This is a genomic window from Collinsella tanakaei YIT 12063 (assembly GCF_000225705.1).
In the GTDB taxonomy this organism is placed as follows: domain Bacteria; phylum Actinomycetota; class Coriobacteriia; order Coriobacteriales; family Coriobacteriaceae; genus Collinsella; species Collinsella tanakaei.
This window is the reverse complement of sequence record NZ_JH126467.1, coordinates 105,822-128,192: the sequence shown is the minus strand read 5'-3', so window position 1 is coordinate 128,192 and position 22,371 is coordinate 105,822. Positions and strand designations below refer to the sequence as shown.

Genomic DNA, 22,371 nt, shown 5'->3' with positions numbered 1-22,371 from the left:
AGGGCGCGGGAGAGGTCGCGGGCGGCCTCGGTGCGCTCGTCGGGCACCCACACCTCGACGACGTTGCGGCAGGCGAGGAGCCTGGCGAGCCACTCGGCGTCGCGCCGGTCGTTCTTGCGCCCGCGGTCGGCGGCCGGCCGGTGCATCTTGGAGACGGCGCCTACGGCGCAGTCGACGCCGAGCGCCCTCAGGGCGCGGCAGAGGTGGAAGCCGGTCGGGCCGCTCTCGTACACCGCCTTGGGCGACTCGAACCCCAGTGCCCACTCGGCGACCGACGCGGGGTCGTATCCGAACCTTGCGCGGGACACCTCGCCGGTCATGGGGTCGAAGGCGCATGCGGAGATGCTCCTCGCGTGGACGTCGAGACCGATGGCTGTGACATAATTGGACATGGCGGGCCCCTCTCCGTCGCATGTGGCGCGCGGCCACGGTTGGCGCTACGACCATTGTCGCCCGACCCACGATAGAGCTGCAAGGGGAGGGGCTCCCAATGTTCAACTCATATCGTCTCACCGGCCCCAACGGTGCGGGAAAATCCACCCTCTTTCGATGCGTCGCGGGCTGGATGCCCCCAAGACGCGGCAAGATCCGCCTTTTTGGACAAGAAGCGGCAGCGGGCAGACGAGCGCATCGCGACGGCAGGCCCGACCTCCTACTCATCAACGACGTGCCCTCCTTTTATGATGACATGACCGCCCGCGAGCACATCGACTTGGTCATACGCGCCAACAACGCCGCCGCGGATACGCAAAAGCGAATCGAGGCCCTTGTCGAAGACCTCGGCATAGCGCGCCAGCTCGACCGCCTGCCCTCCTCCTACTCAAGGGGCATGCGGCAAAAACTCGCCCTCTCGATAGCATTGGCCGCAAGGCCGCGCGTTATGCTTTTGGACGAACCCTACGGACCGCTCGACCCGGATTCGAGCGATGTTCTAAGCGGCGCCCTGCGAGAAGCGGCTACGGATGGCTGCGCCATGCTCATCAGCAGCCACCATGAGATCGCGGAGCTCGCCCCGGACATCACTTTCCACCTACGGGACGGCGCTCTTGGGATAAGGGAGCTGTAGCATGACGAGTCCGACCCTCATTTTGCTGAGGCTCGACGTACGCCACGCTGCCGACGAGCTGCGTTGGGCGTTTTGGGCCGCCGGCACCGATCTTGCGGACGAGCGCGATGCGATCGACCGCATCTATCAGCTCTATATCGTCCTTATAATGATGGGAGCCATCGCATCCTGCTGGATGTTCGCCCTCGATACCGCTCGAAGCGCGGGGGCGGGCCTTACCGGCATCAGCGCATCCATCTGCATGCTCGCTCTTCACCTGGCGCCTCTTGTCGCCCTCGCCCTTAAAGCGGACGAGGCGCTGAGGGGATGCCCCGTGCATATGACGGCTGCAGATATCGCCTGGCTGAGCCGCTCGATTCCCAAGGGGCTGTGGGTGGCCTCGAACGTGACGAAGAATTTGGTTGCGAATGCGGCGGTGGCAGCCTGCTGCGGGTACCTGCTGGGCACCTTTGGAGAGAGCGCGATCGGAACGCAAGCAGCGATCGCGGTCGCCGCCCTGATGTGCTTGGGAACACCGATTGGCGCCGCCCTGGGCAACGCCGCCGGTCTGGCCCGCATGACCGCGCCCCGCAGGCGCCGCCTTGCCGCCGTCGCGATCCTTGCTCTGGGCGCAGCCGGTTGCTGGGGCCTGGGTGGACTGATGGAAACGATCCTCCGCGCCAATATGCTCGCTCCAGTGACGCTTCCTCCCCAAACAGGGGCATTGTGCGCATCCGCCTGCGCGATGGGCATCGCACCCCTTGTCACCGCCGCGCGCGCCGCACGCATGGACAGGATCATCGACGCCAACAGCCTCTACGCGGACATGCATTCTCTTCGCCACCTGCGCATCGCCCCGGGAGGCGGCGCGCCCTATCGCAAGCTCCTCCGCATCAGGCGTCTCGAGGCGCGTCGATTCAGATCGGTCATCAACATTGGATCCGGGATGCTTGCCCCGGTAACCCGCGCGTTCATATCGCACGTGCGCCAACCGATGCCGCTGCTGAGCGCCGCCCTGTTCTGGGGCGTCATCATTATCCCGTGGTACGCCGTGCTCGCCACCACCGCGCACCACTTTATGATGAACCTGGTCTGGCTGGTGCTCGCCGTCCAGGGCATGGAATCAGCGCGCGAGGTCACCAGGGTCTTCACGGAGGATTGCCGCAACCGGATCATACGCGATGCGCTGCCGTTTGGCAGAATCCGCCTGCTCCTCGCAGACTCCGCGCTCGCCGCCAGCATACTCGTAGCCTGCGCGGGTGCCTCAACCCTTTTGATCGGCGCGGGCGAGGCGGTGCCCACCATCACCGTGCGGCTCCTGATGTGTGCGGGCATGACGCTTTCGCTAGTTGCTACGGCGATCTACGACGACCCCTCGTACAAACCCGGCGCGAAGAGACCCGGTCCGGACGTCGCGTTCATCTGCCTTTGCGCGGCGGCGCTGCTCGCATGCGGCATCGATGCGATACTGGGGGCTGCGGTGATGATTATCGCCCCCGCCTCCATGCTCTATCTAGCGCGCCGCTAGCGATTGCCTTTATCCGCGTTTCCCTTTGACGCCATCGCCTTGAGCACCGCACCCACCGGACCGGGGGTCAAGCGCCTGCCCACGTCTTGAAGACGGGCCGGGATATCGATGCCCTGGGGACAGTGGCGGGTGCACGCACCGCAATGGACGCAATTGCTCACAAGCTTGGGGGCGGACGTACGAATGGCGCTCGCCGTGAAATACTGCTGCACGCCCGTGAACCACCCATGGGCAAAACTCGCGTTGTAGGCAGAGAAGCACCCGGGGATGTTGATGCCGCGCGGGCACGGCATGCAGTAGTTGCACCCGGTACACGGCACGCGGTTTGCCGCTTCGAAGATCTTCTGCACGCGGGCGATCGCGCGCATCCTCTTCTCGTCCATGCAACCGGGGTTGGCGAGGTTGGCGACGCGGACGTTTTGATCAACCTGCTCGGGCGCGGCCATGCCGGAGAGAAGCATGGTGATCTGCGGATGGCTCCAAACCCAGGCAAGAGCCCAGTCCACGGGCGACTTAAGCTCTGCGTCGCCCGCCTGTTCAAACACCTTAAACGCTTCTGTCGGCAGCTTGCCGGCCAAGCGACCTCCCAGCAACGGCTCCATCACAAAGACGGCAAGGCCTCGCTCGGCCGCGGAAAGCACGCCCGCGGTACCCGCTTGGTAGTACTCGTTAGCATAGTTGTACTGGACTTGGCAGAAATCCCACGCGAAGGCATCCAGCATCACGGGAAAGTCCCCGGCGCTTCCGTGAAACGAAAAACCTATCTGGCGAATGCGGCCGGAGCGCTTCTGTCGCGCGATCCAATCCTCTATCCCTAAGGCGCAGACGCGCTCCCACTGCGAGGGGCTGGTAACGTTGTGGATAAGGTAGTAGTCGATATGATCGGTGCGCAGGCGGCGCAGCTGCTCGTCGAAAAAGCGATCGAAATCTTCTGCCCGCTTACAAGACGCATGCGGAAGCTTGGTTGCAAGGAACACGCTCTCTCTCGCGCCCAACTCGTCCAAAACGGCGCCCACAACCTCCTCGTTTCCAGGATAGAGATAGGCGGTGTCAAGGTAGTTGACACCTCGCTCGAGGGCGCGGGAGATAATGCGCCTTGCCGACGCGACGTCCGGTCGACCCACCTGGTAACCCGGAAACCTCATGCATCCCAACCCCAGGGCTGAGACCTTGTTGCCGCTTTTAGGATCGATCCTGTACTGCATGCGCTCCCCCTTCCTCGTCCCCTCGGACAACGGCGGCGCCTTTTGGCGTTCGCCGTTAGCGATAACCGTAGCATACGCGCGCGAGCGTCGCGCACTTGACCTTGAGCGAGGTTCAGGGGATAACCTAAGAGGGAAAAACGTGGACGAGGAGATCTGCATGTCGCAAAGAAACGTAACCAAGCTTGAAAAGCCCGCCGTACGCAGGACGCTCAGGCGCTTTTGGGAGGTCACCCGCATGAAGCCGGGCGCGGCGGCGCTCGCGGTATTCACATCGGTCGCCTACATAGCGCTACTGGTCTTTGTGAACACCTGGGTGATGGGCCTCATCGTGGACCGCGTGCAGGCGGCCCCCGTCGCGGCAGACGACGTATGGACGGTCTTTGGCCCCTACATCCTGGCGCTTCTGGCCGTGAACCTCATTGGCCAGGCATGCTCCAAGCTACAGGACTACGCCGTCTACAAGCTACAGATCAACGGCAACTACCACCTGGCCCGCCTGTGTTTCGACACGCTGTCCAACCAATCCATGACGTTTCACACCAGCCGGTTTGGCGGCGCGCTGGTTAGCCAAACCAGCAAGTTCATGAGCGGCTACACCCAGATGGTGGACGTAGTGGTCTACTCGCTCATCCCCACCATCGCGAGCACGGCCTGCACGTTCATCGCGCTCGCTCCGGCGGTCCCCGCCTACGCGGCAGCGCTCGCGGTGATGCTGGTGGTCTACGTGATCGTGGCGACGCGCATGTACCAGCGAATCCTTCCGCTTTCCGCGGAAACGGCCAAAGCGCAAAACCGCCTCTCCGGCGTGCTATCGGATGCCGTCACCAACATCTTGGCCGTCAAGACCTGCGGACGAGAAGACTTTGAAAAGGACCTCTTCAACCAAGCGGACCTTGACGCCATGCGCGCCGAGAGCCGCTCGATGCGAGCCACCATGCAGCGCGGCTTCACCACCAGCGGCATCATCACCGTGATCATGCTGGTTGTATCGATTTTCGTCGCCGGCGGCAACGCGTGGTTTGGCATCTCGAGCGGCATGCTGGTGATGATGTTCTCCTACACCTACCAGCTTTCCATGAGGTTCAACTACATCAACTCCATGATGCAGCGCATGAACCGCGCCATAGGTGACGCGAGCGAGATGGCGCGCATTTTGGACGAGCCCCGCCTGGTGGAAGACGCCCCCGGCGCACCGGACCTTGCGGTTATCCGCGGGGCTATCGATTTCGAGCACATTGGATTCGCCTACGCGGACGCCGCGCAGGGCGACCGCGTGTTTAGCGACCTTAACCTGCACATCGAACCCGGTCAGCGCGTAGGCCTGGTGGGACGCTCGGGCTCGGGTAAGACCACCCTCACCAAGCTGCTGCTTCGCCTCTCCGACGTGCAAGACGGCCACGTCTACGTTGACGGTCAGGACATCTCCGCGTGCACGCAGCAGAGCCTTCGCCGCCAGATAGCCTACGTTCCGCAGGAAGCGCTGTTATTTCACCGCTCTATCCGCGAAAACATTTCTTACGGGCGCCCCGATGCGACCGAGGCGGAGATTCGCCGTGCGGCGCAACTCGCCAACGCGTTGGAGTTCATCAACCGCTTGCCCGCGGGGCTGGATACCCTGGTGGGAGAACGCGGCGTCAAACTGTCCGGCGGGCAGCGCCAGCGCGTAGCAATCGCGCGCGCCATCCTCGCGGACGCCCCCATCTTGGTGCTGGACGAGGCGACCAGCGCGCTCGACTCCGAAAGCGAGGCACTGGTGCAAGACGCCCTTGAGAATCTTATGCAGGGACGCACCTCGATTGTGGTGGCGCACCGCTTGTCGACCGTCGCCGCACTCGACCGCATCGTGGTGCTAGCGGACGGCGAGATCGTAGAAGACGGCACGCACGCCGAGCTTGCAGCGGCCGGCGGAGAGTATGCCGCGCTTTGGAGCCGCCAGACCGGCGCGTTTTTGGATAGCGAGTAGGCGGCGGGCTTCCCGGTATGCCGGGTGCCCTTTACGCTTGATGCGGTACAGGGCGAGGGCCCCATGCCGCGCGGATGGCATCGATGATCTGCGCCGTGCGGACAGTGGATGCAAGCGGCATGATGGGGCTCTCGCTTTTACCCGAGCGCATGAGCCCGCAGAAATGCTCAACCTCGCCGTAGAAGTCATCGACCACAAGCGGCATGTCCTCAATCATGGGCTCGCCATTCCCCCGCGTCACCAACAAAGATGAAGGACGGTGGAACATGGAGACAAGGATGCTGCCGCGCTCGCAATCGATACGGCATTCGACCTTATACGCCTGGCTATCACCCGAGAAATCGAGACGCACGGGAACGTCGCCTATGCGAAGGAGGACCTCATCCGCGATGTCGACGGATACTCCGCCGCGCCCCTCGATCCAACGCACCTCCGCCCGCTCGACGGCAACATCGCCGGCCAGGATATCCTCCGTCCACGCGACCCCGTAGCAGCCAAGGTCATACAACGTTCCTCCCTGATCGGGATCGAGCAGGTAGCTATCGCGAAGCTCTCCGTAATCGAGTAAATGGGCCACGTCCACGCTTGCAACCGCCCCCAGCTCACCGCTATCGAGCAGCTCGTGAACACGCGAGCGAACAGGTGTAAAGCGCGGCTTCATCGCTTCCATGAACAGCGCGCCGGATTCACGAGCCGCGCGGGCGACCTCATCCGCCTGCGCCCCGGCGAGAACCGCCGGCTTCTCGCACAGCACCGCCTTGCCGGCCGACAGCGCCCGGCAGCTCCAAGTAGCATGCAAGCCGTGAGGCAGAGCTATGTACACGGCGTCCACGTCGTCATCCAACAGCAAGCGCTCATGCGCTTTCCATCCATTATCGCTTGCACTCGCATAGCACTTGCCCATGTCAACGCGATGCTTTTCAGCGTAAGCGGAGAGTCGCTCCGCGTTCCTACCAGAGATCGCCACAAGCTCGGCGCCCTCGACGCGCTCGAGCGCCGCGGCAAAGCGATGCGCGATCGAGCCCGCGCCCAGAATACCCCAGCGAATGCATTCCATAAGGCCTCCCACCTGTTAAAGCGTACGTTTGTCATGATACTCGCCCGCGACGGCCTCGCGGGCGAAGGCGCTCGCGATCAGTATGGTCAATGAGGGCCACGAGGTGGGTAACTCCAAGCTTATACATAAGCAAATGCCGCACGATATGCCGTTGTCGCCCATCTGAAACCGGCATCGGAAGGGATTTCACGCAGCTACGATAGTTATATATCTAACGTTTAGATATAGTTTGTCTCCAACATTACGAAGAATAGCAAGTCAAATAGTCCCAGGCGCGGCCTCGCCATCTCACTCGGAAGAACTATCAAGTCTATGGAAATAATCCCATACCCACCTGAAGCGTTTCAATTGCCACACCAAACGCTGACGGCTTTATTTCATGAACTCCGCCTGTATGAAAGAATTAGAATCGGCAGTTCGCAGATTGCCCGCGTGCATAATGACGTCGCGCACCGCCTCCGACAAAACCCGCAGCCCTCCCCATTGCAACATGGAGAGGGCTGCGGGCCTCAAAAATCCGTGTGTTTCCGCGCGAAGGCGTGCTTCATCTACGCCATGGCGGCGGCGTCGGAGGCATCAGCCTCGGGCGACGCCTCATCGGAATCTTTGCCCTGCGAGGTCGCTCGGATGGCTCCGAACTTGGTAACCTGACGCGTCGCCGCATCGTCGCTTTCCGCATCATCGCCCTCGACGGACTTGGCATACGAGAACTCGATGGCATCGCCAACGTGGTAGCGAACAATACCCAACATATCGGGCAGAGCGAAATCGTAGATGGCATCATCGCCCTCAAGCGTCACGTAAAAATGGGAGTTACCGTCGATGACGGCCTGCGCGATGCTTGCGATCTTGCCGGAGGCCTTCTCTTCAGCACCGGATGCGGCGGCCTCATCCTCGCTTAAGGTGCCATCGGCAGCAAGCATAGACAGATAGCTCTCCTGGGTCGCCGCAACGGTGGAGCCGGTCGCGACGCTTTGGTAGTGCTGCACGTTGATCATGGCATACATCTTGACCAAACCGGCGTTGTCCTTCAGCGCCATAAAGTAGGTGGGCTGTCCGGAGACGTTAAGCAGCAACGGATAGGTCGCCTGGTACTTAAGGTTTTGTACCTGGCCCTCGGCAGAAGCCATGGCGGAATCCTCGGTCGCGCCCGGCACGGAATAGAAATGCGACTCGCCGGTGCGCTGGTTCACCAAGATAAAGCCAACGCTGGAGTTATCAGCGGTAACGGAGGTCACGCCGGAGTATAGGTAGATATCCTCGCCCTGCGCAAGGTAGCTGTAGCCAAGCTGGCCATCCGTGCCCGGCGTTGTGCGCACCACGCCCTGCTGTCCCAACCAGGAGTTGAGCCAGCCCTTAGCGTAGGCGCCGCTCCAGTTGTACTGCTGGATCAGCAGGTCGCTGGGATAGGCGCGATCAACCCAGCTAGGCACGTCTTCAACGGCGTAGTCCTCGGTCTCGCCAGTGCACGCGTTAACGAGCACCACGCGGCTCACGGTTGTTCCTTCAAACAATCCGATGGTGCGCTTCTGCACGGGGAACACCCACCAGGGCGTCCCCTCCTCATCCAGCTCGAAGGACTTCTGGTCAAACATGTAGGTAGGATACTTCAGCTGCGCGTAGCGGTCGATATTGCGCGCCAGGGGCTCGGACTCGCTGTACCTGATGGCGTCCTTCAAACGGACTACCTCTGCCTCCTGGGTCACCATGTCAACCAGCACGTATGCGGGAATGCCCTGGCTGCGGTTGGAAAACCACTTGAACAGGTCCGCGTACGTAAGCGGGCTCACGCGCACCGGGCGTCCTTGGTAGTTGATCATGCTGTAGGCGGGGCTGATCTCGAACTGGCTCACGTACTCAGGAATAGATCCCATGGCGCGGTTGCCAAGCAGCACGGCGGAATCGCGGTCGATAACCGGGACCTCGGAATAATCCACCTGTTCGATGTCCTTGGCGAAGTCTCCGTCCGTGGTGTTAAGCACGGTCGCGTAGCGCTCGGCGTTACCCGGCATGAACGGCTCGCCCCACAGCACGCCAAGGAAGAATAGGACGATGACGGCAGCGGGAACAAAGACCAAGCGGTTGAAGAGCTTCTCATGCTTCTCGGATCTCAGCGCGGCGATCTTGAAGCCGAAGATAGCGGCCATGGCGATAACCAGAACCCACATCCAAACACCGGGGCTTTGTAAGTTGAGGGCGGGATGGAACCACCAGTAGCCCGCAACCAAAGCCACGGCCAGCAAGATGGCGAGCGCTATAAACGCGCGGCGGCTCCATTGCGCTATACGCTGGGCGATGGGGCTGGGCGCACGGCGCCCGCGGTGCCTTCCACCGTGACGGGAGGAACCGGAACCGCCCTTGCTGGAACCCTTGCCAGCAGCAGAGCCACCGGACCCAGCGCGGCGCTCCTCCCCATCGATAACCGCATCAACGGGAATGGGTCCGTCATGAGCATCAGATGAGGACGAGCCGCCAAAGCCCGATCCAAATCCATTTCCAGAAAAACCAAACATGCTATGGAGCATGTCTTGGAAATCGTCATTGTTGAAATCGTCGTTACCCTGGGCCACCGTCGGTCCACTCCTTCATCCGTTTTAGGACAGATTGATACATAACGTCCAATATACCCACGGAAAAAGGCGCTCAACCCTATCAACGTAGCTTCGCGCGCCAACAGCTATCAAGAAATCCAGGCGTCCCAAAAGCCCAAATTCGGCCAAAGAGGGGCCGGTAGGCGCTATTCCGCTCCGTGACCCCCCCCCTCTACGCTACCGCGGCCACCATCTTTTTGATGAGCTTTTTGCGCGAATCGCAGGCCACCAGCTTCCCGTTGATGCGTGCATAGGCCTTGCCTTCGAGCTCGGGATTCTTCTTTAGGCATTTACCAAAGCAACCGCATGAATAATCATCTTTAGTCAAAACCTCTTTAAGGTGCTTACCCTTGATACCAGAGCACTTGGGGCAGATCTTGATGGCGGTCTTCGACATGAGGGCCTCCCGTTAAAGCAAGCCCGATGCGCCGCGGCGAACGAGTCGCAGTCCGACGCAACGGCGTTTCATTATATGCATCGAGATTACCATCATTTTTACCCAAATAGTTGCACAAAGGAAACTATTCTAAAGATTTCCGATGACCCGCTGTGTGCGCGGCTGATTGGAAAAGACGTTTTAGCACCGAACGCATACACAAGGGGTAGAATGGTTGACCTTGAACACGGCAACTAAGGAGGAACTGGTGAGGGTTATCGTCTACACGGACGGCGCGGCGCGAGGCAACCCGGGGCGCGGCGGCTACGGAGCGGTTTTAAGCTGCGTCACCCCATCCGGCAAAGAGCACGTGCTGGAGCTCTCGCGCGGCTACGAGCGCACCACCAACAACCGCATGGAGCTACTCGCCGCAATCGTAGCACTGGAGGCCCTCAAGCGCCCATGCGAGGTAGAGCTGCACTCAGACTCGCAGTACGTGGTTAACGCCTTCAACAAGCATTGGGTCGAAGGCTGGCAGCGCCGCGGCTGGCAGACCTCGCAAAAAAAGCCGGTGAAGAACATCGATTTGTGGAAGCGCCTGCTTGCCGCAAAGGAGCCCCATCGGGTCACGTTCATGTGGGTCAAGGGCCATGCAGGCCACCCGCTCAACGAGCGCTGCGACCAGCTGGCAACCAGCGCGGCAGACTCGGGTACACTTGACATCGACACGGGATTTGTCGAAGGAGACGCCGACTAGACCCAACCAGACCAAAGGAGCCGCCATGATTCGCATCGCCACCATCGGCACCAGCATGATAACCAGCAGTCTGTTAGAGGTGCTCAAACCAAACCCGCGCGCCATCTTTGTGGGCACCTGCTCGCGCGACGCTCAGCGCGCGGAGGCCTTCACGCAGGCACACGGTGGCGATCGCGGGTTCTCTTCTGTTGAAGATCTCGCGGCATCATCTGACGTCGACGCCGTATACATAGGCTCCCCCAACGCCATTCACTACAGCCAGGCGCTCGCTTGCGTTCGCGCGGGCAAGCACGTGCTGGTCGAAAAGCCAGTCTGCGCAAACCAACGCCAAGCGGCCGAGCTCTTTGACGAGGCGACAAAACACAACGTGGTCGCACTCGAAGCCATGCGCCCCCTTCACGACCCGGCCCTGCGCCAGATCCGCGACGCCCTGCCGCGCCTGGGCACCATCCGCCGCACCACCTTGCGCTTTGGCAAATACTCCTCGCGCTATACGGACGTGCTGGCGGGCCGCCGCACCAACATCTTCGATTGCGCCATGGCATCCGGCGCGCTTATGGACATCGGCGTCTACTGCGTGGAACCACTGGTCGCCCTGTTTGGCAAGCCCCAAACCGTGCAGTGCGCAGCGGCCCTTTTGGACGATGACACACGAGGCATCACGGGAGGCGCCATAGACGGCGCGGGCGTGATCTGCGCAAGCTACCCCGGTCACATAGCGACGCTTCACTACTCCAAGATCACCTCTGATTTGGCCGAAAACCAAATAGAGGGCGAACTGGGCACGCTCACGTTCAGCGGGGTGTCGATGCCCTCGAACGCGCGCATCGACCTTCGCGAAACCAAGGCGGCCGACAGCGTTGGATATTCCAGCACCTCGACCACCGCAAGTGCGCTTGAGCTGCCCAGCTGCCCCAATACCATGGCCTATGAGCTGGATGATTTCATCGACGCCGTGCTGGCTACGCAAGCGGGTGCCCACGCCGCCGACGCACCCGCCGGTTGGCTGGGCAGCGTGGGCGACCTGCAAGCCATAAGCCTGGAGTCGCTTGAGATCATGGACGCCGCACGCCGCCAGGCGGGCGTGGTCTTCCCCAGCGACAAACAAGACCAGTAAGACGCAGGGAGGCGCCGCATGGGATTTATCGACCGCATCGTATCCCGCTCATCCAAATATGGCCTGGGTGACGAGGACCGCCCCAGCAAAGCGGACCAGCGCAGCCCCGTAGAGGAAAGTCTCCTTGCGAGGCTGCACCAGGCGTCAGACCAAAGCTGCGACACCGGCGAGGCCCAAAGCGAACCCGCTCAGCTACGCCTGCGCCTGCGCTTTATAGGCACCGTCCAGGGCGTGGGCTTCCGTTGGACCAATCAAGGCATCGCCAACCAACTCAACCTCACCGGATGGGTACGCAACAACAGCGACGGATCGGTTGAGATGGAGATCCAGGGGCCGCCCGCCGCCATCGCCGCGCACCTAGATGCCGTCCACGCCTACTACCGCCGCTTTAACAACCGCATCTGGTTGGACGAGGAGCAGGACCGCACGCCGCAGACAGACAGCAAGGGGTTCGAGGTCCGCTACTAACCCAGCACATCGAGCATCTGGCTTAGGTTCTTCTTGCCAAATGACACGCGTTCGGTACCGCCGCGCTCGACCACCACGCACGGCACGCTCATGGCGTTATACCGCTCGCGGAGCCGCGGGAAGTGCGCGACGTCGAACACGTGCGCCGTTACGCGTGGATTGTCTGCAGCGATGCGCTGTGCGGACACGACCGTCTCCGGGCACATGGTGCAAGAAAGCGACACAAGCACCTTGATGGAAACCTCGTCCACCAGCCCTGAGATCCGCGCTTCGTCATCCTGGGCGATAGGCTGGCCGGGCCCTGCGGCGTTATAGAGGCCCAGCACAAAGCTGGTGAACTCATGGCCGCCCGGAACTCCATGAAACGCTAAACCCAGCGGGTTCCCCTCGGCGTCGCATACCTCAACGTAGGGAAGCCCCTCGCCCGCCGGCGAGTCCGTAGCCGCTTCCGCCTCCTCCAGATGCAATTTGTCCGTAAGGCCGCAAATCTCGTCCATATACGCGCGAAGCTCGGAAGACAGATCGGATCCGTCTGTATGCAGCCGCAACACCAAAGAGCGCTCCATACGGGAGAATACGGTATTTAGCTGCGCAAGCATGGAGTCGTCAAATAAGGACGAGGAGCCGGCGACAGCGCCTGCCCGCGAGCCCGCCGCGCCGGGATCTGCGCCCGCGCCCGCACCAGCACCTGATGCACTCCCGGCAGCAGCCACGGGGCGTCCCGCCGGCGCCGCGGGCACAAGACCGGTACGTTCCTGCGCGGCCTTGAGATAGCGCTCCATATCCGTTGCGGTCTGCGCCGCCTGCCCTACCGCTGTGGCAACCTGGCGAAGGCTCTTCACGCACACGTCTCCCGCCGCAAACAGTCCGTCTGCAGAGGTCATCTGGTGCTCGTCGGTCAGCACGTAGCCAAAGGGATCAAGCTCGGCGATGCCTTTGACCAGCTGGGTCGCGGGTGCGTAGCCAACAAAGACAAAGATGCCAAAGGTGTCGCCGTCATCTGCGCGGTAGACGCCCTCCTCGCCGGTCTTGATATTGCGGTAGCGCAGGGTACGCAACGCGGAATCACCCGTCGCCTCAACCACCTCGGTGTTGTAGAGCACGGTGATCTTCTTGTTGCGCTTCGCCTCCTCGGCGGCAGCGGGCGCGCAGGTAAAATCATCCTCGCGCACCAAAACGGTGACGTGGCGCGCGTACTTGGTGAGAAAGACGCTCTCCTCCGCCGCGGCGAAACCGCCGCCAACAACAAAGACGTCCTTGCCGGTGAAGAACTCGCCATCGCACGTGGCGCAATAGGCGACGCCGTGGCCGCGAAACTCATCTTCGCCCGCAAAACCAACGCTGCGAGGACTGGCGCCCGTAGCGAGCAGGGCTGCGAAACAGGGGATATCGCCCTTAGAGGTCTTCACCCGCTTGACATCGCCATCCAGATCAAAGCCCATCACTTCCGCGAGCATGAACTCGGCACCAAAGGCCTGGGCCTGGCGCCTCATGGTCTCCGTGAGCTGCGAGCCGCTGGCGGCGTACACGCCGGGATAGTTCACCACCTCATCGGTAATGGTGATCTGGCCTCCAAAATGATCCTTCTCAACAACCAGCACGCGGTAACGTGCGCGGGCGAGATAGATTGCAGCGGTAAGGCCGGCAGGCCCTCCACCAATGATGACGGCATCATAGAGTTTATCGATGTCCATAAATTGGTCCTCCAACGTTATAAGCCGGGAAAGCAGCCATAACGGCGCCCGCCCGGCAAAAGGGCCGCGGCGAGGGATCTCTTCCCCACCGCGGCCCCTCTTAGGATCGTGTATGTGCCCCAAGGGGGCTCATGTGCGAAATCGCGTCGAGCAAGCGCATCGAGAATACCCTCGAAAAAGGCTCTCCTTACAGCTGACCCACCAGGTCAAGCGAGGGCTTAAGGGTCTCGGCGCCGGGCTGCCACTTAGCCGGGCACACCTCGTCACCGTGCTCGGCGACAAACTGGGCTGCCTGCAGCAGGCGGAACAGTTCGTCCGCATTACGGCCGATACCGCCGGCGTTCACCTGGTACACCTGGATCTTGCCCTGGGGATCGACGATGAAGGCGCCGCGCTCGGCCAGACCGTTCTCCTCAATGAGCACCTCGAAGTCACGGGAAAGCGCGTGGGTGGGGTCGGCGAGCATAGGATAGGCTACCTTGCCGATGCGCTCAGAGGTCTCATGCCAGGCCTTGTGGGTAAAGTGCGTGTCCGTGGAAACGGAGTACACCTCGCAACCGGCAGCGGAGAATTCAGCATACTTGTTCGCCAGGTCCTCAAGCTCCGTGGGGCACACAAAGGTGAAGTCAGCGGGATAGAAGAAGAACAGCGACCACTTGCCCAGGACGTCGTCCTTGGTGACGTTGCGGAACTCGTTGTTCTGATAGGCCTGGACGGAAAAATCGGCGATCTCTTTTCCGATAAGCGACATAATTAGTCTCCTTTCATCACAGCTATTTGCTGTCTTTATTAGTACTGAATCTTATTATGAGTAGGTACAAGGAGATGTCAAGCAGAAACTTGAGATACGGACCGAATTCTGTTGAAATATACAAGTGAGGTTATGACATTTATTATTTGCATCGCACTGCCCGCGCGTCGCGCTACGACGCACGCTTATGCTACCGGGGCGGTATAGATGCATCGAAAGGGGTCACCATGGGTGTGCAGAGACGCAACACGCGCCAGCGCGCGCTTGTGCTCGACGCCGTTCGCGCGCACGATGATCATCCGACAGCGGACGATATCTATTTGGACGTACGCCAGCAGGACGAGAAAATCAGCCGCGGCACCGTGTACCGCAATCTCAACCTTCTTGAAGAAGCGGGGATCATCAGCTCGGTCAAAACGCCGGGCGGCAACCGCTTTGATTGGAGGTCGGACGGGCACGCGCACATTCTTTGCAGAAAATGCGGGCGAGTGCAAGACGTTCCACTCGCCTATGACCTTGACCTAGATGAGGCATGCGGCGCGCAAACGGGTTTTGCCGGCATCGATCACAGCACCCTGTTCACCGGCATATGCCCGGACTGCCTTGGGGATTCCCCCGTCGCTGATACAGCTCTAGAGGACCGCCAAGCCGACTAGCGCGCAGAGGCTGGACGAGAACGGACGTGAATCTACCAACCGCGCAAAATATGGCCCCGTGCACGCTTTCATGCACGGGGCCTTTGCATACGCAAGTTTACTCGTCCACCGGGGTGTAATACGTATCTAGCACGGTCTGGTAAACCGCATCCTGATTAAGATGGAACTCCGCATAGGTTTCGCCCTCGCCCATCTCGCCATCCAGGGTGACCACGTCAAAGGAAGTCATGCCTTTCGCCAGCATAGTGCTTGCCAAATAGGAGAACTGATCAAAGCCAAGGTTGGTCCAGGTGTAGTCCTGCGCTGTCTGGTACAGGCTCAGCAGGGCCGCGGGGTCGCCCGTTGCATTCTGGAGCACCTTGCCGGTAAACGCCTTAAGGTAGGAAACCTGGCGACGCTGGCGGTCAAGCGAGGAGGTCAGCGTAGAGGTGTCGCGGAACTGAACGTAGCGCTCAGCCGTCTTGCCGTACAACGTGGTTTCCATGCCCTCGCTGATACCAACGCTGGGGACGCTTTGAACGGGCACCAGCGTGACACCGCCCACGGCATCGTTTAAGGGGCCAACGCCCTCGACGTTAAGGGTGAAGTAATAGTCGATGGGCATGCCGTACAGCACGCGCGAGGCGCAGCGGGCAACAAGCTCGGAGCTCTCCTCGCTGGTCGAACCGTAGGAATACTGCAAGCAGATCTGCATGGAGTGCGTGCCGTTGTAGTTACCCGAGATATAGGTGTCGACGTCAACCATGCTGTCGCGCGGAATGACGATGCCCGTGGCCTTACCCGTATCCGTGTTGAGGGCGACGACCATGATGGTGTCCGACTGGCCGGCGACGTCGTTGCCGCTGGCGGAGTTGGTAGTGCGATTATCGAAGCCAATAAACGCCACGGAGACCATATGCTCGTTGAGGGCGTAGGTCTTGCCGTTGTACTCGACGGTCTTGCCCTTCTCCTCGATAGCCTGGCTCATGGAGTCTTCGAAAGCCTTGCGACCACGGGCGATGGACTGGTTGATATAGATGGCACCGGCGGCGACGGCCACGGCCAAAACGATGACAACACCTAGCAGCACCCGCAACGCGATGCGGCGCTTGGACCTTTTCGCGGGCGCTTTAGTGCCGTCCTCCGCAGCGGGCGTGGAGGATGACCCCTCAACGACCTTACCCGCAGAACCCGTCGCGACCTGGACATCGGCTTCAGGCTCGAGTGGCGGCGCGGGCTCGGGAGCGGCGGAGCCGACCTCGAGTTCGGGGGCTGCGGCATGTGCAAACCGCTTACCTGCGGGAGCGGTGCCCTCGGAAGCAGAAGAGCTGCCGGAAAAATGGCGCCCGGTCATCTTCTCATCGTCCATTTACTTGGTCTCCTGATCATCAACAAGCACGCCCGTCACAATGTAGCGCGAAGATCCATGATATTCATCAAGCATGCAGGTGCTAAATTGCACGATCTTGCTGTCGACATTCAACTCGACGCCGTCGCGCACGCATTTGAGCATCGAATCGGGATTGGCCACGTAGGCAAAGTACTCATCGCGAACGCTCGCCTTGCTAAAGTCGAACGAGTTCAAAATGTGCCTATCGTCGTACTTATAGGCGGAAACAATGGTGTAGGTCAGCACGTGGCCAGGCCGGTAAATGTAGAACGTATCGTTTTGGTCAAAGAACTCCTGGTCCTCAAAGTAGTGCAGGTTCTTAAAGACGCCGTCGGTATCGTGACCGTAGATCACCGTGACGGGATCGGAGAAATCAAGGCTGTTGGCAGACTGGGTAAACGCGCACCCCACTGGGGAACCCTCGCGATTCTGATCATGCGTGAGGTAGTAGAAATCGTCCGTGGAACTCTGCTGAATGGGCGCATTGATCTGGGTGCCCGGGATATAGACCCATGCGTAGCTCTCAACGTTGTTCTCCCACAATGCGTTGAAATCGATGGGGTTCTCTTGCAGCTCTCCCCCATCATCGGGGGTATCGGGAACAGCGGCGCCCTGCATCTGCTGCTGGGCGCGAAAGACCTGGAACTGCTGCCAGATAAGATAGCCGCACCCGCACAACACGCATGCGATGAGCACACCCAAAAGAACGGTAAGCGCGCGCTTGCGCTTGGACGATGATTCGTTGGACATGGGACTCCCACAGATCAAGCCGTTTAATACGGAAAGGGGTTCGCCAGAAGACGAACCCCTATCTACATCAAGAGCGATAAAGTCAAAGAGGCAGGCCCGTTACTCGGAAACCTTCTTGCGAGCAACATACACGGCGCCGGCGGCGACGGCGACGCAAACGGTGCCGGCAGCAACGGCAGTGGTGTTCAGGCCGGTCTGAGGAGAGGTGGAGCCGGTGTCGGTGTTGACCACGCCATCTGCCTTCTTGGCTACAACGGTGTGGATGGACAGCGCGTCCGTGGTGAACGTGATGGTGCCGTCAGAGCTGGCAGTCTTGGTAACAACCTCGTTCTCCGCCTTGCCCTCATGGTCAACATAGACGGTGACCTCTGCGTTAGCATACTCGGCGCCCAGGTTGTAAGAGAACTGGTAGGGCGGCTCAACATCGCCGGTGGACTCGATCTTGAAGGACGCGACCTCGGTGAAGCCCTCGGGGACCTCGGCATTGGAAGCCTTGACAGACTCCTCAGGGGTGATGGTCAGCGAACCGGTGCCGTTGCATGCGGCAGCAGCCTTGACCTCTACGCCGGAGGGCGCCTCATACGTAACCGTGGAAGCCTTGACGTCGCCGGTAGGGCTCACCCAAGCGAAAGCGCTGACGGGCAGCGCAAGCGCCATAACCAGGGCGCCAAGAATTGCAGCGTACTTCTTCATATCAATATCTCCTTCATCCCTCAATGCATTGCGTCATGACAACCAGATGGAACGTCATGCAAGTGCCAAAAGTATAACGCACGCGCAAATTGTTGCAACCGCATCACCATAATATGCGCAATGAGCCTACCCGCGAAACATGGGCGAAATGAGGCCGATGGACTACAGAAGGCCAAAGTGCTCGCATGCCTTCCAAATACCGTCATCGTCCACCGAGGTTGTAACGTAATCCGCGCGCTCCTTCACCGTGTCCCAGGCGTTTCCCATGGCAACTCCGGTACCGACGGCCTCAAACATAGAGAGGTCGTTCTCGCCGTCGCCAAACGCGATCGCTTCTTGTGGCGAGATGCCGTAGCGCTCAAACGCCGCCCGGACACCATGAATCTTGCCGCCGTCTGCGGGCATGATGTCGCAGAACAGATGCGTCCAGCGCGTGGTGGCGACATCCGGAATGGCGTCGGTGATGATATGCTCGCGGTCCTGTCCCAAAAACGCACAGAACTGATACACCGGGGCATCGAAGGTGCGATCGATGTCATCGGGCTCGTACTCAAGGCCGGCAGCGCGCGCCACCTCCGCCACGTCATCGGTGAGCTTGCTGCAAAACGCCCTGTCGCCCTGCAGCACAAGGGCCTCGTAGCAACCGCTTTTGACTTGTTCCACCACGCTGGCCACGCCAGTTTTGGAAATGGGGTTGGAGCGAAAGACGCCGTCTGCGTCATAGCACAGCTGGCCGCTCAAGGTGATGTAGGAGTCGAACCCGGTCTTGATGCACGGGGGCAGCTGGTAGGTGGGGCGACCAGAGGAGACTATGGTCAAAATCCCTTTTTCGCGCAGCGTCGCCAACGCTTGCTTGGTCGATTCCGGCATCTTATGCGTCTTAAAGCTAAGCAGCGTGCCGTCGATGTCAAAAAACGCGGCCTTGATCATGGTTCCCCCTTCATCCCTGCAAAAGACCCCACCATGCTAGCGCATGCAAAAGCACGGGGATGCCTTGGTAGATGATACCGAAGAATCCCCGTGCGGGCTCGCATTCGCCGGAAACAAGGCTATTCGCTTAAGGCAACACGCTACGACACGCTTCCCAGGCAGGTTCTATGCCTTCTTGAAAAACGCCAGCGCGATGGCGCCGGGCCCCACATGCGTACCGATGGTCGCGCCCACGGAGTGGACGGGCAGCTCCTCCCCGGGATACTCCTCCCACAGCGCGCGGCTGTCCGCGATGTATTTGCGCAACAGCTTATCGTCCAAACCGGCGTAACCAAGCTCGATAGGCATGGAGAAGTCCGCGCCACCCACTTCCTCGATCTTCTTAGTCAGCAGGTTGCGCCCGTTCTTGGATCCGCGCGCCTTGCCCATCAAGTGGACCTCGCCGTCCTCAACGGTGACCACGGGCTTGATGGAAAGCATCTCCCCCACCGCGCCCATCGCGCCGGAAATTCTGCCGCCGCGACGCAGGTACTCAAGGGTATCGAGCAGGCCGATGACAACCACGCGGTCGCGCGAGGCTTCAACGGCGTCGGCGATCTGCTGGGCATCAAGCCCCCGGTCCACCAGCTGCAGCGCGTACTTCACCAAAATGTGCTCGCCAACCGTAACGCTTTGCGTGTCCACAATGCGCACGGGCGCATCGATCTGCGCGGCGGCGGTCACGGCGCTTTGATGCGTGCCGGAGAGTTTGGACGAGAGGGCTATGACCACAATGTCCTCTCCCGCAGCGACGGCCTCCTCGTACGCCTGCGTATAGGCATACGGGTTCACCTGGCCGGTGCTGGGCAACTCGTCGCCCTCGATAAGCAGCTCGTAGAAGCGCTCATGGCTCAAATCGACACCGTCTTGGTACACGGTGGTGCCAAAGGCAACGGTCAGCGGCAAAACGGTGAGCTGCGGATGATCGACGCTCGCCATGTCGCAGGCGGAATCGGCGATGATACGTACGGGCATGGATGTACCTCCTGGGTTCATTGCGCGCGAGCGCTAGTCGCGCGAGATCTTTTTGAGTTGGTCGAGAATGGTCGAAAGTGACGAGTACATGATCGCGCGGTTACGCTCGGACACCGCATCGCCGGACTCGCTGACCACGCGGTCGATGATCTGAGTTGCAGACTCCATAGCGGCGGCACCGCGAGCGGAGAGCATCACCGCCGCGCGATACCTGCCGGTCCCTGGATCCGGCTGCACCATGACAAACCCCTTATCCTCTAGGGTGGCCAGCGCGCGGGAGACGGCGGCGCGCGTCACGCCGCAGCGCCGGGCGAGCTCCGCGCTGGTAAGCCCCTGCGGGTGGCGTGCCAGCTGGTAGAGCAGCATCACGTCAGCGCCCTTGATGCCAAGCTTTGCCGCCTCGACCATCTTGATGCGTTGGATCTCCTTCGACAGGGCGGAAATCACGCCTACGAAGTCCTCGAACCTCTCCTGCTCCTTCTCGTCCCCTTGATCCACCGCCGCCTCCTTTCATCTACTTGTTAACACATTAACATCTTACGGGTTATTGTTAATAGGTCAACATCTTTTGAATCGCCATCCTCCGCCTGCGCAAGGTCACCACATATGAGAAAACCCCGCCGGCGCCCAAGGGGAAGCCGACGGGGTTTTGAAAGCTTTGGTCTTAATTAGAACTAGATGCAGGCAGCTTGGACCCAAGAGCAGATGAATCGAGAGCCGCTAGGCGCCAATAAAGGCAAGCGCGCTCATACCAACCAGAAACGCCAGGACGTACGGCAGAACGGCCTTGAGAAGCTCGGCATCCTTGCCGGTGACGCGCACGGCGGCAAGGCCAATAGCCAAAGTCTGCGGCGAGAGCATCTTGCCGGCGGCGACGCCCAGCGAGTTCAAGGCCACCATCCAGTAGGGGTCGGCGGAAAGCGCTTGGGCCGCCTCGCTTTGCACCTGGCCAAACAACATACCGGAACTGGTGCCGGAGCCGGTGACAAAAGTGCCGACCATGCCGATCCAAGGAGCGACCAGCGGGAAGAACGCACCGGCCACGCCAATGCAGAATGAAGAGATGGAAGAGATCATTCCGGAGTAACCCATCACCTTGGCGCAGCCCAAAACGGAAAGCATGGTGATCACGGTGGGCATCATCTGCTTGACGGTGGCAGCCAGCACCCCGCCCATGGTGCGCAGGCTCGCGCCCTGGATAAGACCGCCGGCAAACGCGGCCAGGAATATCCACACACCCGGGGTGTTGATCCAAGAGAAGGTAAGCGACCCAGGGTTATCGCCGTTAAACACGGTGACGGTGGTGGCGAACTGCGCCAGGAAACCGTTCACGGGCGGCACCAACTTAGAGGTGCCCAGCAGCAGGATGAAGATAAAGATAAAGCACGACCACGCCTTGAGCGCGGAGCGCGCATCCAGCTCCTGCCCGGCGGAAGCCTCCATATGAAAGGCGCTGTCCAGCTTACCGGAGCGCTCCGTGCGCATAGCCATAAGGGCGGTGACCGCCAGCGAGCAGATGCTGCCCACAACCACGCAGAGCTCGGGACCAACAAACGTGGCGACCGCATAGGTGGGCAAGACAAACGCCACGGCAGAGGCCAGGGTAAGCGGCAAAACGCCCTTAAAGCGATCGGCAAAGCCCACCTTGGCGCCAGAAGCGTCGCCGGAAAGCGAAGAGCCGCCCGCCACGTACACAATCAAGAACGGGGCGATCAGGAAAAATGGCGAAAGCTGCAGCATCTGAGTAGACGCCAGCTGCGCGGAATCAAGCCCCACCAAGTTGGCAAGCGACACCGTGGGGATGCCAATGGAGCCGTACGGGGTGGGAACGCCGTTAGCGAGCAGGCACATCAGCACCGCGGGGATAGGCGAGAAGCCAAGCGCGGCAAGCATTCCGGCGGGAATGGCGACGGCGGTGCCAAAGCCAGCCATGCCCTCCATAAAGCCGCCAAAGCACCATGCCACCAACAGCGCCAAAATCCTACGGTCGCTAGAGATAGAGGTGATCATCTGGCTGATAACGTCCATAGCGCCGGTCTTGACGCACAGGTTATACGTAAACACCGCGGCGATGATAACCAGCACGATCGGCCACAGCGCCATGAGAAAACCCTCAAGGCTTGCGGTGGCCGCCTGGTCAACCGGCATATGCCAGTACGCCACGGCGAGCAGAAACGACGCCACAAAAGAGCCGATAGCGGCCTTCCACGTGGGCCACTTGAATACCAAGAGCATGACAACGAGCCACAAAATGGGCACAAGGGCCAAAACAAACGAGACAAAATCCATACAGAGTCCCCAACACTGTCCGGCGACGCGGCTAACTCGCAGCTTGTCGCGCCGGTACCGTATAAAACGTGCAAAAGGATAGCGCACTCCGCGCGGCCTTGGGACGAGCAACATTTGT

At 60.7% G+C, this 22,371-nt stretch carries 22 protein-coding genes; 7 read left to right on the top strand and 15 right to left on the bottom strand.

The window, feature by feature from the left end:
- Window positions 1-392: IS110 family transposase (locus tag HMPREF9452_RS00620; RefSeq protein ID WP_009140151.1), on the bottom strand; the 392-nt coding region annotated here is incomplete at its 3' end.
- Between the two features lie 98 nt (window positions 393-490).
- Here HMPREF9452_RS00620 and HMPREF9452_RS00615 point away from each other — a divergent pair.
- The gene (locus tag HMPREF9452_RS00615; RefSeq protein WP_009140150.1) at window positions 491-1,066 is read left to right on the top strand and encodes an ATP-binding cassette domain-containing protein; all 576 of its coding nucleotides are present in this window, start codon (window positions 491-493) and stop codon (window positions 1,064-1,066) included.
- Between the two features lie 252 nt (window positions 1,067-1,318).
- Here HMPREF9452_RS00615 and HMPREF9452_RS12310 read toward each other — a convergent pair whose 3' ends face one another.
- On the bottom strand, window positions 1,319-1,798 hold the full coding sequence (locus HMPREF9452_RS12310; protein ID WP_187116481.1) for a hypothetical protein: 480 nt from the start codon (window positions 1,796-1,798) through the stop codon (window positions 1,319-1,321).
- Between the two features lie 34 nt (window positions 1,799-1,832).
- On the opposite strand from HMPREF9452_RS12310, the gene HMPREF9452_RS12305 reads away from it, so the two are divergent.
- Window positions 1,833-2,573, top strand: coding sequence for a hypothetical protein (locus HMPREF9452_RS12305; RefSeq protein WP_147568186.1), 741 nt, complete (start codon window positions 1,833-1,835; stop codon window positions 2,571-2,573).
- On the opposite strand, the gene HMPREF9452_RS00605 is transcribed toward HMPREF9452_RS12305, so the two are convergent.
- Window positions 2,570-3,778: an aldo/keto reductase gene (locus HMPREF9452_RS00605; protein ID WP_009140148.1), complete on the bottom strand. Its 1,209-nt coding sequence runs from the start codon at window positions 3,776-3,778 to the stop codon at window positions 2,570-2,572. The two genes, HMPREF9452_RS12305 and HMPREF9452_RS00605, sit on opposite strands and share 4 nt — an antisense overlap.
- A gap of 157 nt (window positions 3,779-3,935) precedes the next feature.
- Here HMPREF9452_RS00605 and HMPREF9452_RS00600 point away from each other — a divergent pair, with 157 nt between their 5' ends.
- Window positions 3,936-5,741 carry an ABC transporter ATP-binding protein gene (locus HMPREF9452_RS00600; RefSeq protein WP_009140147.1) on the top strand — a complete coding sequence of 602 codons (1,806 nt, stop codon included), beginning with the start codon at window positions 3,936-3,938 and terminating at the stop codon, window positions 5,739-5,741.
- A gap of 31 nt (window positions 5,742-5,772) precedes the next feature.
- Here HMPREF9452_RS00600 and HMPREF9452_RS00595 read toward each other — a convergent pair whose 3' ends face one another.
- From HMPREF9452_RS00595 to HMPREF9452_RS00585, 3 genes are all read right to left on the bottom strand, one after another.
- Window positions 5,773-6,798, bottom strand: a complete 1,026-nt coding sequence (locus HMPREF9452_RS00595; RefSeq protein WP_009140146.1) for a Gfo/Idh/MocA family protein — start codon at window positions 6,796-6,798, stop codon at window positions 5,773-5,775.
- 548 nt (window positions 6,799-7,346) lie between these two features.
- Window positions 7,347-9,368: a hypothetical protein gene (locus HMPREF9452_RS00590; protein ID WP_009140145.1), complete on the bottom strand. Its 2,022-nt coding sequence runs from the start codon at window positions 9,366-9,368 to the stop codon at window positions 7,347-7,349.
- A 193-nt stretch (window positions 9,369-9,561) separates the two neighbouring features.
- Window positions 9,562-9,786, bottom strand: coding sequence for a hypothetical protein (locus HMPREF9452_RS00585; RefSeq protein WP_009140144.1), 225 nt, complete (start codon window positions 9,784-9,786; stop codon window positions 9,562-9,564).
- A gap of 247 nt (window positions 9,787-10,033) precedes the next feature.
- Here HMPREF9452_RS00585 and rnhA point away from each other — a divergent pair, with 247 nt between their 5' ends.
- Genes rnhA through HMPREF9452_RS00570 form a run of 3 tightly spaced genes read left to right on the top strand, consistent with a single transcriptional unit; the run spans window position 10,034 to window position 12,107 of the window.
- Window positions 10,034-10,522 carry a ribonuclease HI gene (rnhA, locus tag HMPREF9452_RS00580; RefSeq protein ID WP_009140143.1) on the top strand — a complete coding sequence of 163 codons (489 nt, stop codon included), beginning with the start codon at window positions 10,034-10,036 and terminating at the stop codon, window positions 10,520-10,522.
- Between the two features lie 25 nt (window positions 10,523-10,547).
- Window positions 10,548-11,639 (top strand): Gfo/Idh/MocA family protein, encoded by a 1,092-nt coding sequence (locus HMPREF9452_RS00575; protein ID WP_009140142.1) that lies wholly within the window; start codon window positions 10,548-10,550, stop codon window positions 11,637-11,639.
- Between the two features lie 18 nt (window positions 11,640-11,657).
- Complete coding sequence (locus HMPREF9452_RS00570; RefSeq protein ID WP_009140141.1) at window positions 11,658-12,107, top strand: acylphosphatase; 450 nt, start codon at window positions 11,658-11,660, stop codon at window positions 12,105-12,107.
- On the opposite strand, the gene HMPREF9452_RS00565 is transcribed toward HMPREF9452_RS00570, so the two are convergent.
- Together HMPREF9452_RS00565 and ahpC are read right to left on the bottom strand one after the other, a co-directional pair.
- Entirely contained in the window at window positions 12,104-13,801 is a 1,698-nt protein-coding gene (locus tag HMPREF9452_RS00565) for an FAD-dependent oxidoreductase (RefSeq protein WP_009140140.1), read from the bottom strand. The genes HMPREF9452_RS00570 and HMPREF9452_RS00565 overlap by 4 nt on opposite strands.
- Window positions 13,802-13,988: 187 nt before the next feature.
- Window positions 13,989-14,552, bottom strand: coding sequence for an alkyl hydroperoxide reductase subunit C (ahpC, locus tag HMPREF9452_RS00560; protein WP_009140139.1), 564 nt, complete (start codon window positions 14,550-14,552; stop codon window positions 13,989-13,991).
- Between the two features lie 227 nt (window positions 14,553-14,779).
- Between ahpC and HMPREF9452_RS00555 the strand changes: the two genes are divergently transcribed.
- The gene (locus tag HMPREF9452_RS00555; RefSeq protein WP_009140138.1) at window positions 14,780-15,208 is read left to right on the top strand and encodes a Fur family transcriptional regulator; all 429 of its coding nucleotides are present in this window, start codon (window positions 14,780-14,782) and stop codon (window positions 15,206-15,208) included.
- A gap of 97 nt (window positions 15,209-15,305) precedes the next feature.
- On the opposite strand, the gene HMPREF9452_RS00550 is transcribed toward HMPREF9452_RS00555, so the two are convergent.
- The 7 genes from HMPREF9452_RS00550 to HMPREF9452_RS00520 form a co-directional block, all read right to left on the bottom strand.
- The gene (locus tag HMPREF9452_RS00550; protein WP_009140137.1) at window positions 15,306-16,556 is read right to left on the bottom strand and encodes an LCP family protein; all 1,251 of its coding nucleotides are present in this window, start codon (window positions 16,554-16,556) and stop codon (window positions 15,306-15,308) included.
- Window positions 16,557-17,327 carry a class B sortase gene (locus tag HMPREF9452_RS00545; protein WP_009140136.1) on the bottom strand — a complete coding sequence of 257 codons (771 nt, stop codon included), beginning with the start codon at window positions 17,325-17,327 and terminating at the stop codon, window positions 16,557-16,559.
- A gap of 99 nt (window positions 17,328-17,426) precedes the next feature.
- Window positions 17,427-18,020, bottom strand: a complete 594-nt coding sequence (locus HMPREF9452_RS00540; RefSeq protein WP_009140135.1) for a hypothetical protein — start codon at window positions 18,018-18,020, stop codon at window positions 17,427-17,429.
- A gap of 162 nt (window positions 18,021-18,182) precedes the next feature.
- Complete coding sequence (locus HMPREF9452_RS00535) at window positions 18,183-18,950, bottom strand: Cof-type HAD-IIB family hydrolase (RefSeq protein ID WP_009140134.1); 768 nt, start codon at window positions 18,948-18,950, stop codon at window positions 18,183-18,185.
- A 165-nt stretch (window positions 18,951-19,115) separates the two neighbouring features.
- Window positions 19,116-19,964 (bottom strand): DegV family protein, encoded by an 849-nt coding sequence (locus HMPREF9452_RS00530; RefSeq protein WP_009140133.1) that lies wholly within the window; start codon window positions 19,962-19,964, stop codon window positions 19,116-19,118.
- 33 nt (window positions 19,965-19,997) lie between these two features.
- The gene (locus tag HMPREF9452_RS00525) at window positions 19,998-20,462 is read right to left on the bottom strand and encodes a MarR family winged helix-turn-helix transcriptional regulator (RefSeq protein ID WP_009140132.1); all 465 of its coding nucleotides are present in this window, start codon (window positions 20,460-20,462) and stop codon (window positions 19,998-20,000) included.
- 222 nt (window positions 20,463-20,684) lie between these two features.
- The gene (locus tag HMPREF9452_RS00520) at window positions 20,685-22,253 is read right to left on the bottom strand and encodes an L-lactate permease (protein WP_009140131.1); all 1,569 of its coding nucleotides are present in this window, start codon (window positions 22,251-22,253) and stop codon (window positions 20,685-20,687) included.
- Window positions 22,254-22,371 lie beyond the last annotated feature (118 nt).

Coding starts and splice junctions, on each gene's coding strand:
- HMPREF9452_RS00615 (WP_009140150.1), top strand. CDS start 491: ATGTTCAACTCATATCGTCTCACCGGCCCCAACGGTGCGGGAAAATCC.
- HMPREF9452_RS12310 (WP_187116481.1), bottom strand. CDS start 1,798: ATGCCCATCGCGCAGGCGGATGCGCACAATGCCCCTGTTTGGGGAGGA.
- HMPREF9452_RS12305 (WP_147568186.1), top strand. CDS start 1,833: ATGGACAGGATCATCGACGCCAACAGCCTCTACGCGGACATGCATTCT.
- HMPREF9452_RS00605 (WP_009140148.1), bottom strand. CDS start 3,778: ATGCAGTACAGGATCGATCCTAAAAGCGGCAACAAGGTCTCAGCCCTG.
- HMPREF9452_RS00600 (WP_009140147.1), top strand. CDS start 3,936: ATGTCGCAAAGAAACGTAACCAAGCTTGAAAAGCCCGCCGTACGCAGG.
- HMPREF9452_RS00595 (WP_009140146.1), bottom strand. CDS start 6,798: ATGGAATGCATTCGCTGGGGTATTCTGGGCGCGGGCTCGATCGCGCAT.
- HMPREF9452_RS00585 (WP_009140144.1), bottom strand. CDS start 9,786: ATGTCGAAGACCGCCATCAAGATCTGCCCCAAGTGCTCTGGTATCAAG.
- HMPREF9452_RS00575 (WP_009140142.1), top strand. CDS start 10,548: ATGATTCGCATCGCCACCATCGGCACCAGCATGATAACCAGCAGTCTG.
- HMPREF9452_RS00570 (WP_009140141.1), top strand. CDS start 11,658: ATGGGATTTATCGACCGCATCGTATCCCGCTCATCCAAATATGGCCTG.
- HMPREF9452_RS00565 (WP_009140140.1), bottom strand. CDS start 13,801: ATGGACATCGATAAACTCTATGATGCCGTCATCATTGGTGGAGGGCCT.
- ahpC (WP_009140139.1), bottom strand. CDS start 14,552: ATGTCGCTTATCGGAAAAGAGATCGCCGATTTTTCCGTCCAGGCCTAT.
- HMPREF9452_RS00555 (WP_009140138.1), top strand. CDS start 14,780: ATGGGTGTGCAGAGACGCAACACGCGCCAGCGCGCGCTTGTGCTCGAC.
- HMPREF9452_RS00550 (WP_009140137.1), bottom strand. CDS start 16,556: ATGGACGATGAGAAGATGACCGGGCGCCATTTTTCCGGCAGCTCTTCT.
- HMPREF9452_RS00545 (WP_009140136.1), bottom strand. CDS start 17,327: ATGTCCAACGAATCATCGTCCAAGCGCAAGCGCGCGCTTACCGTTCTT.
- HMPREF9452_RS00540 (WP_009140135.1), bottom strand. CDS start 18,020: ATGAAGAAGTACGCTGCAATTCTTGGCGCCCTGGTTATGGCGCTTGCG.
- HMPREF9452_RS00535 (WP_009140134.1), bottom strand. CDS start 18,950: ATGATCAAGGCCGCGTTTTTTGACATCGACGGCACGCTGCTTAGCTTT.
- HMPREF9452_RS00530 (WP_009140133.1), bottom strand. CDS start 19,964: ATGCCCGTACGTATCATCGCCGATTCCGCCTGCGACATGGCGAGCGTC.
- HMPREF9452_RS00520 (WP_009140131.1), bottom strand. CDS start 22,253: ATGGATTTTGTCTCGTTTGTTTTGGCCCTTGTGCCCATTTTGTGGCTC.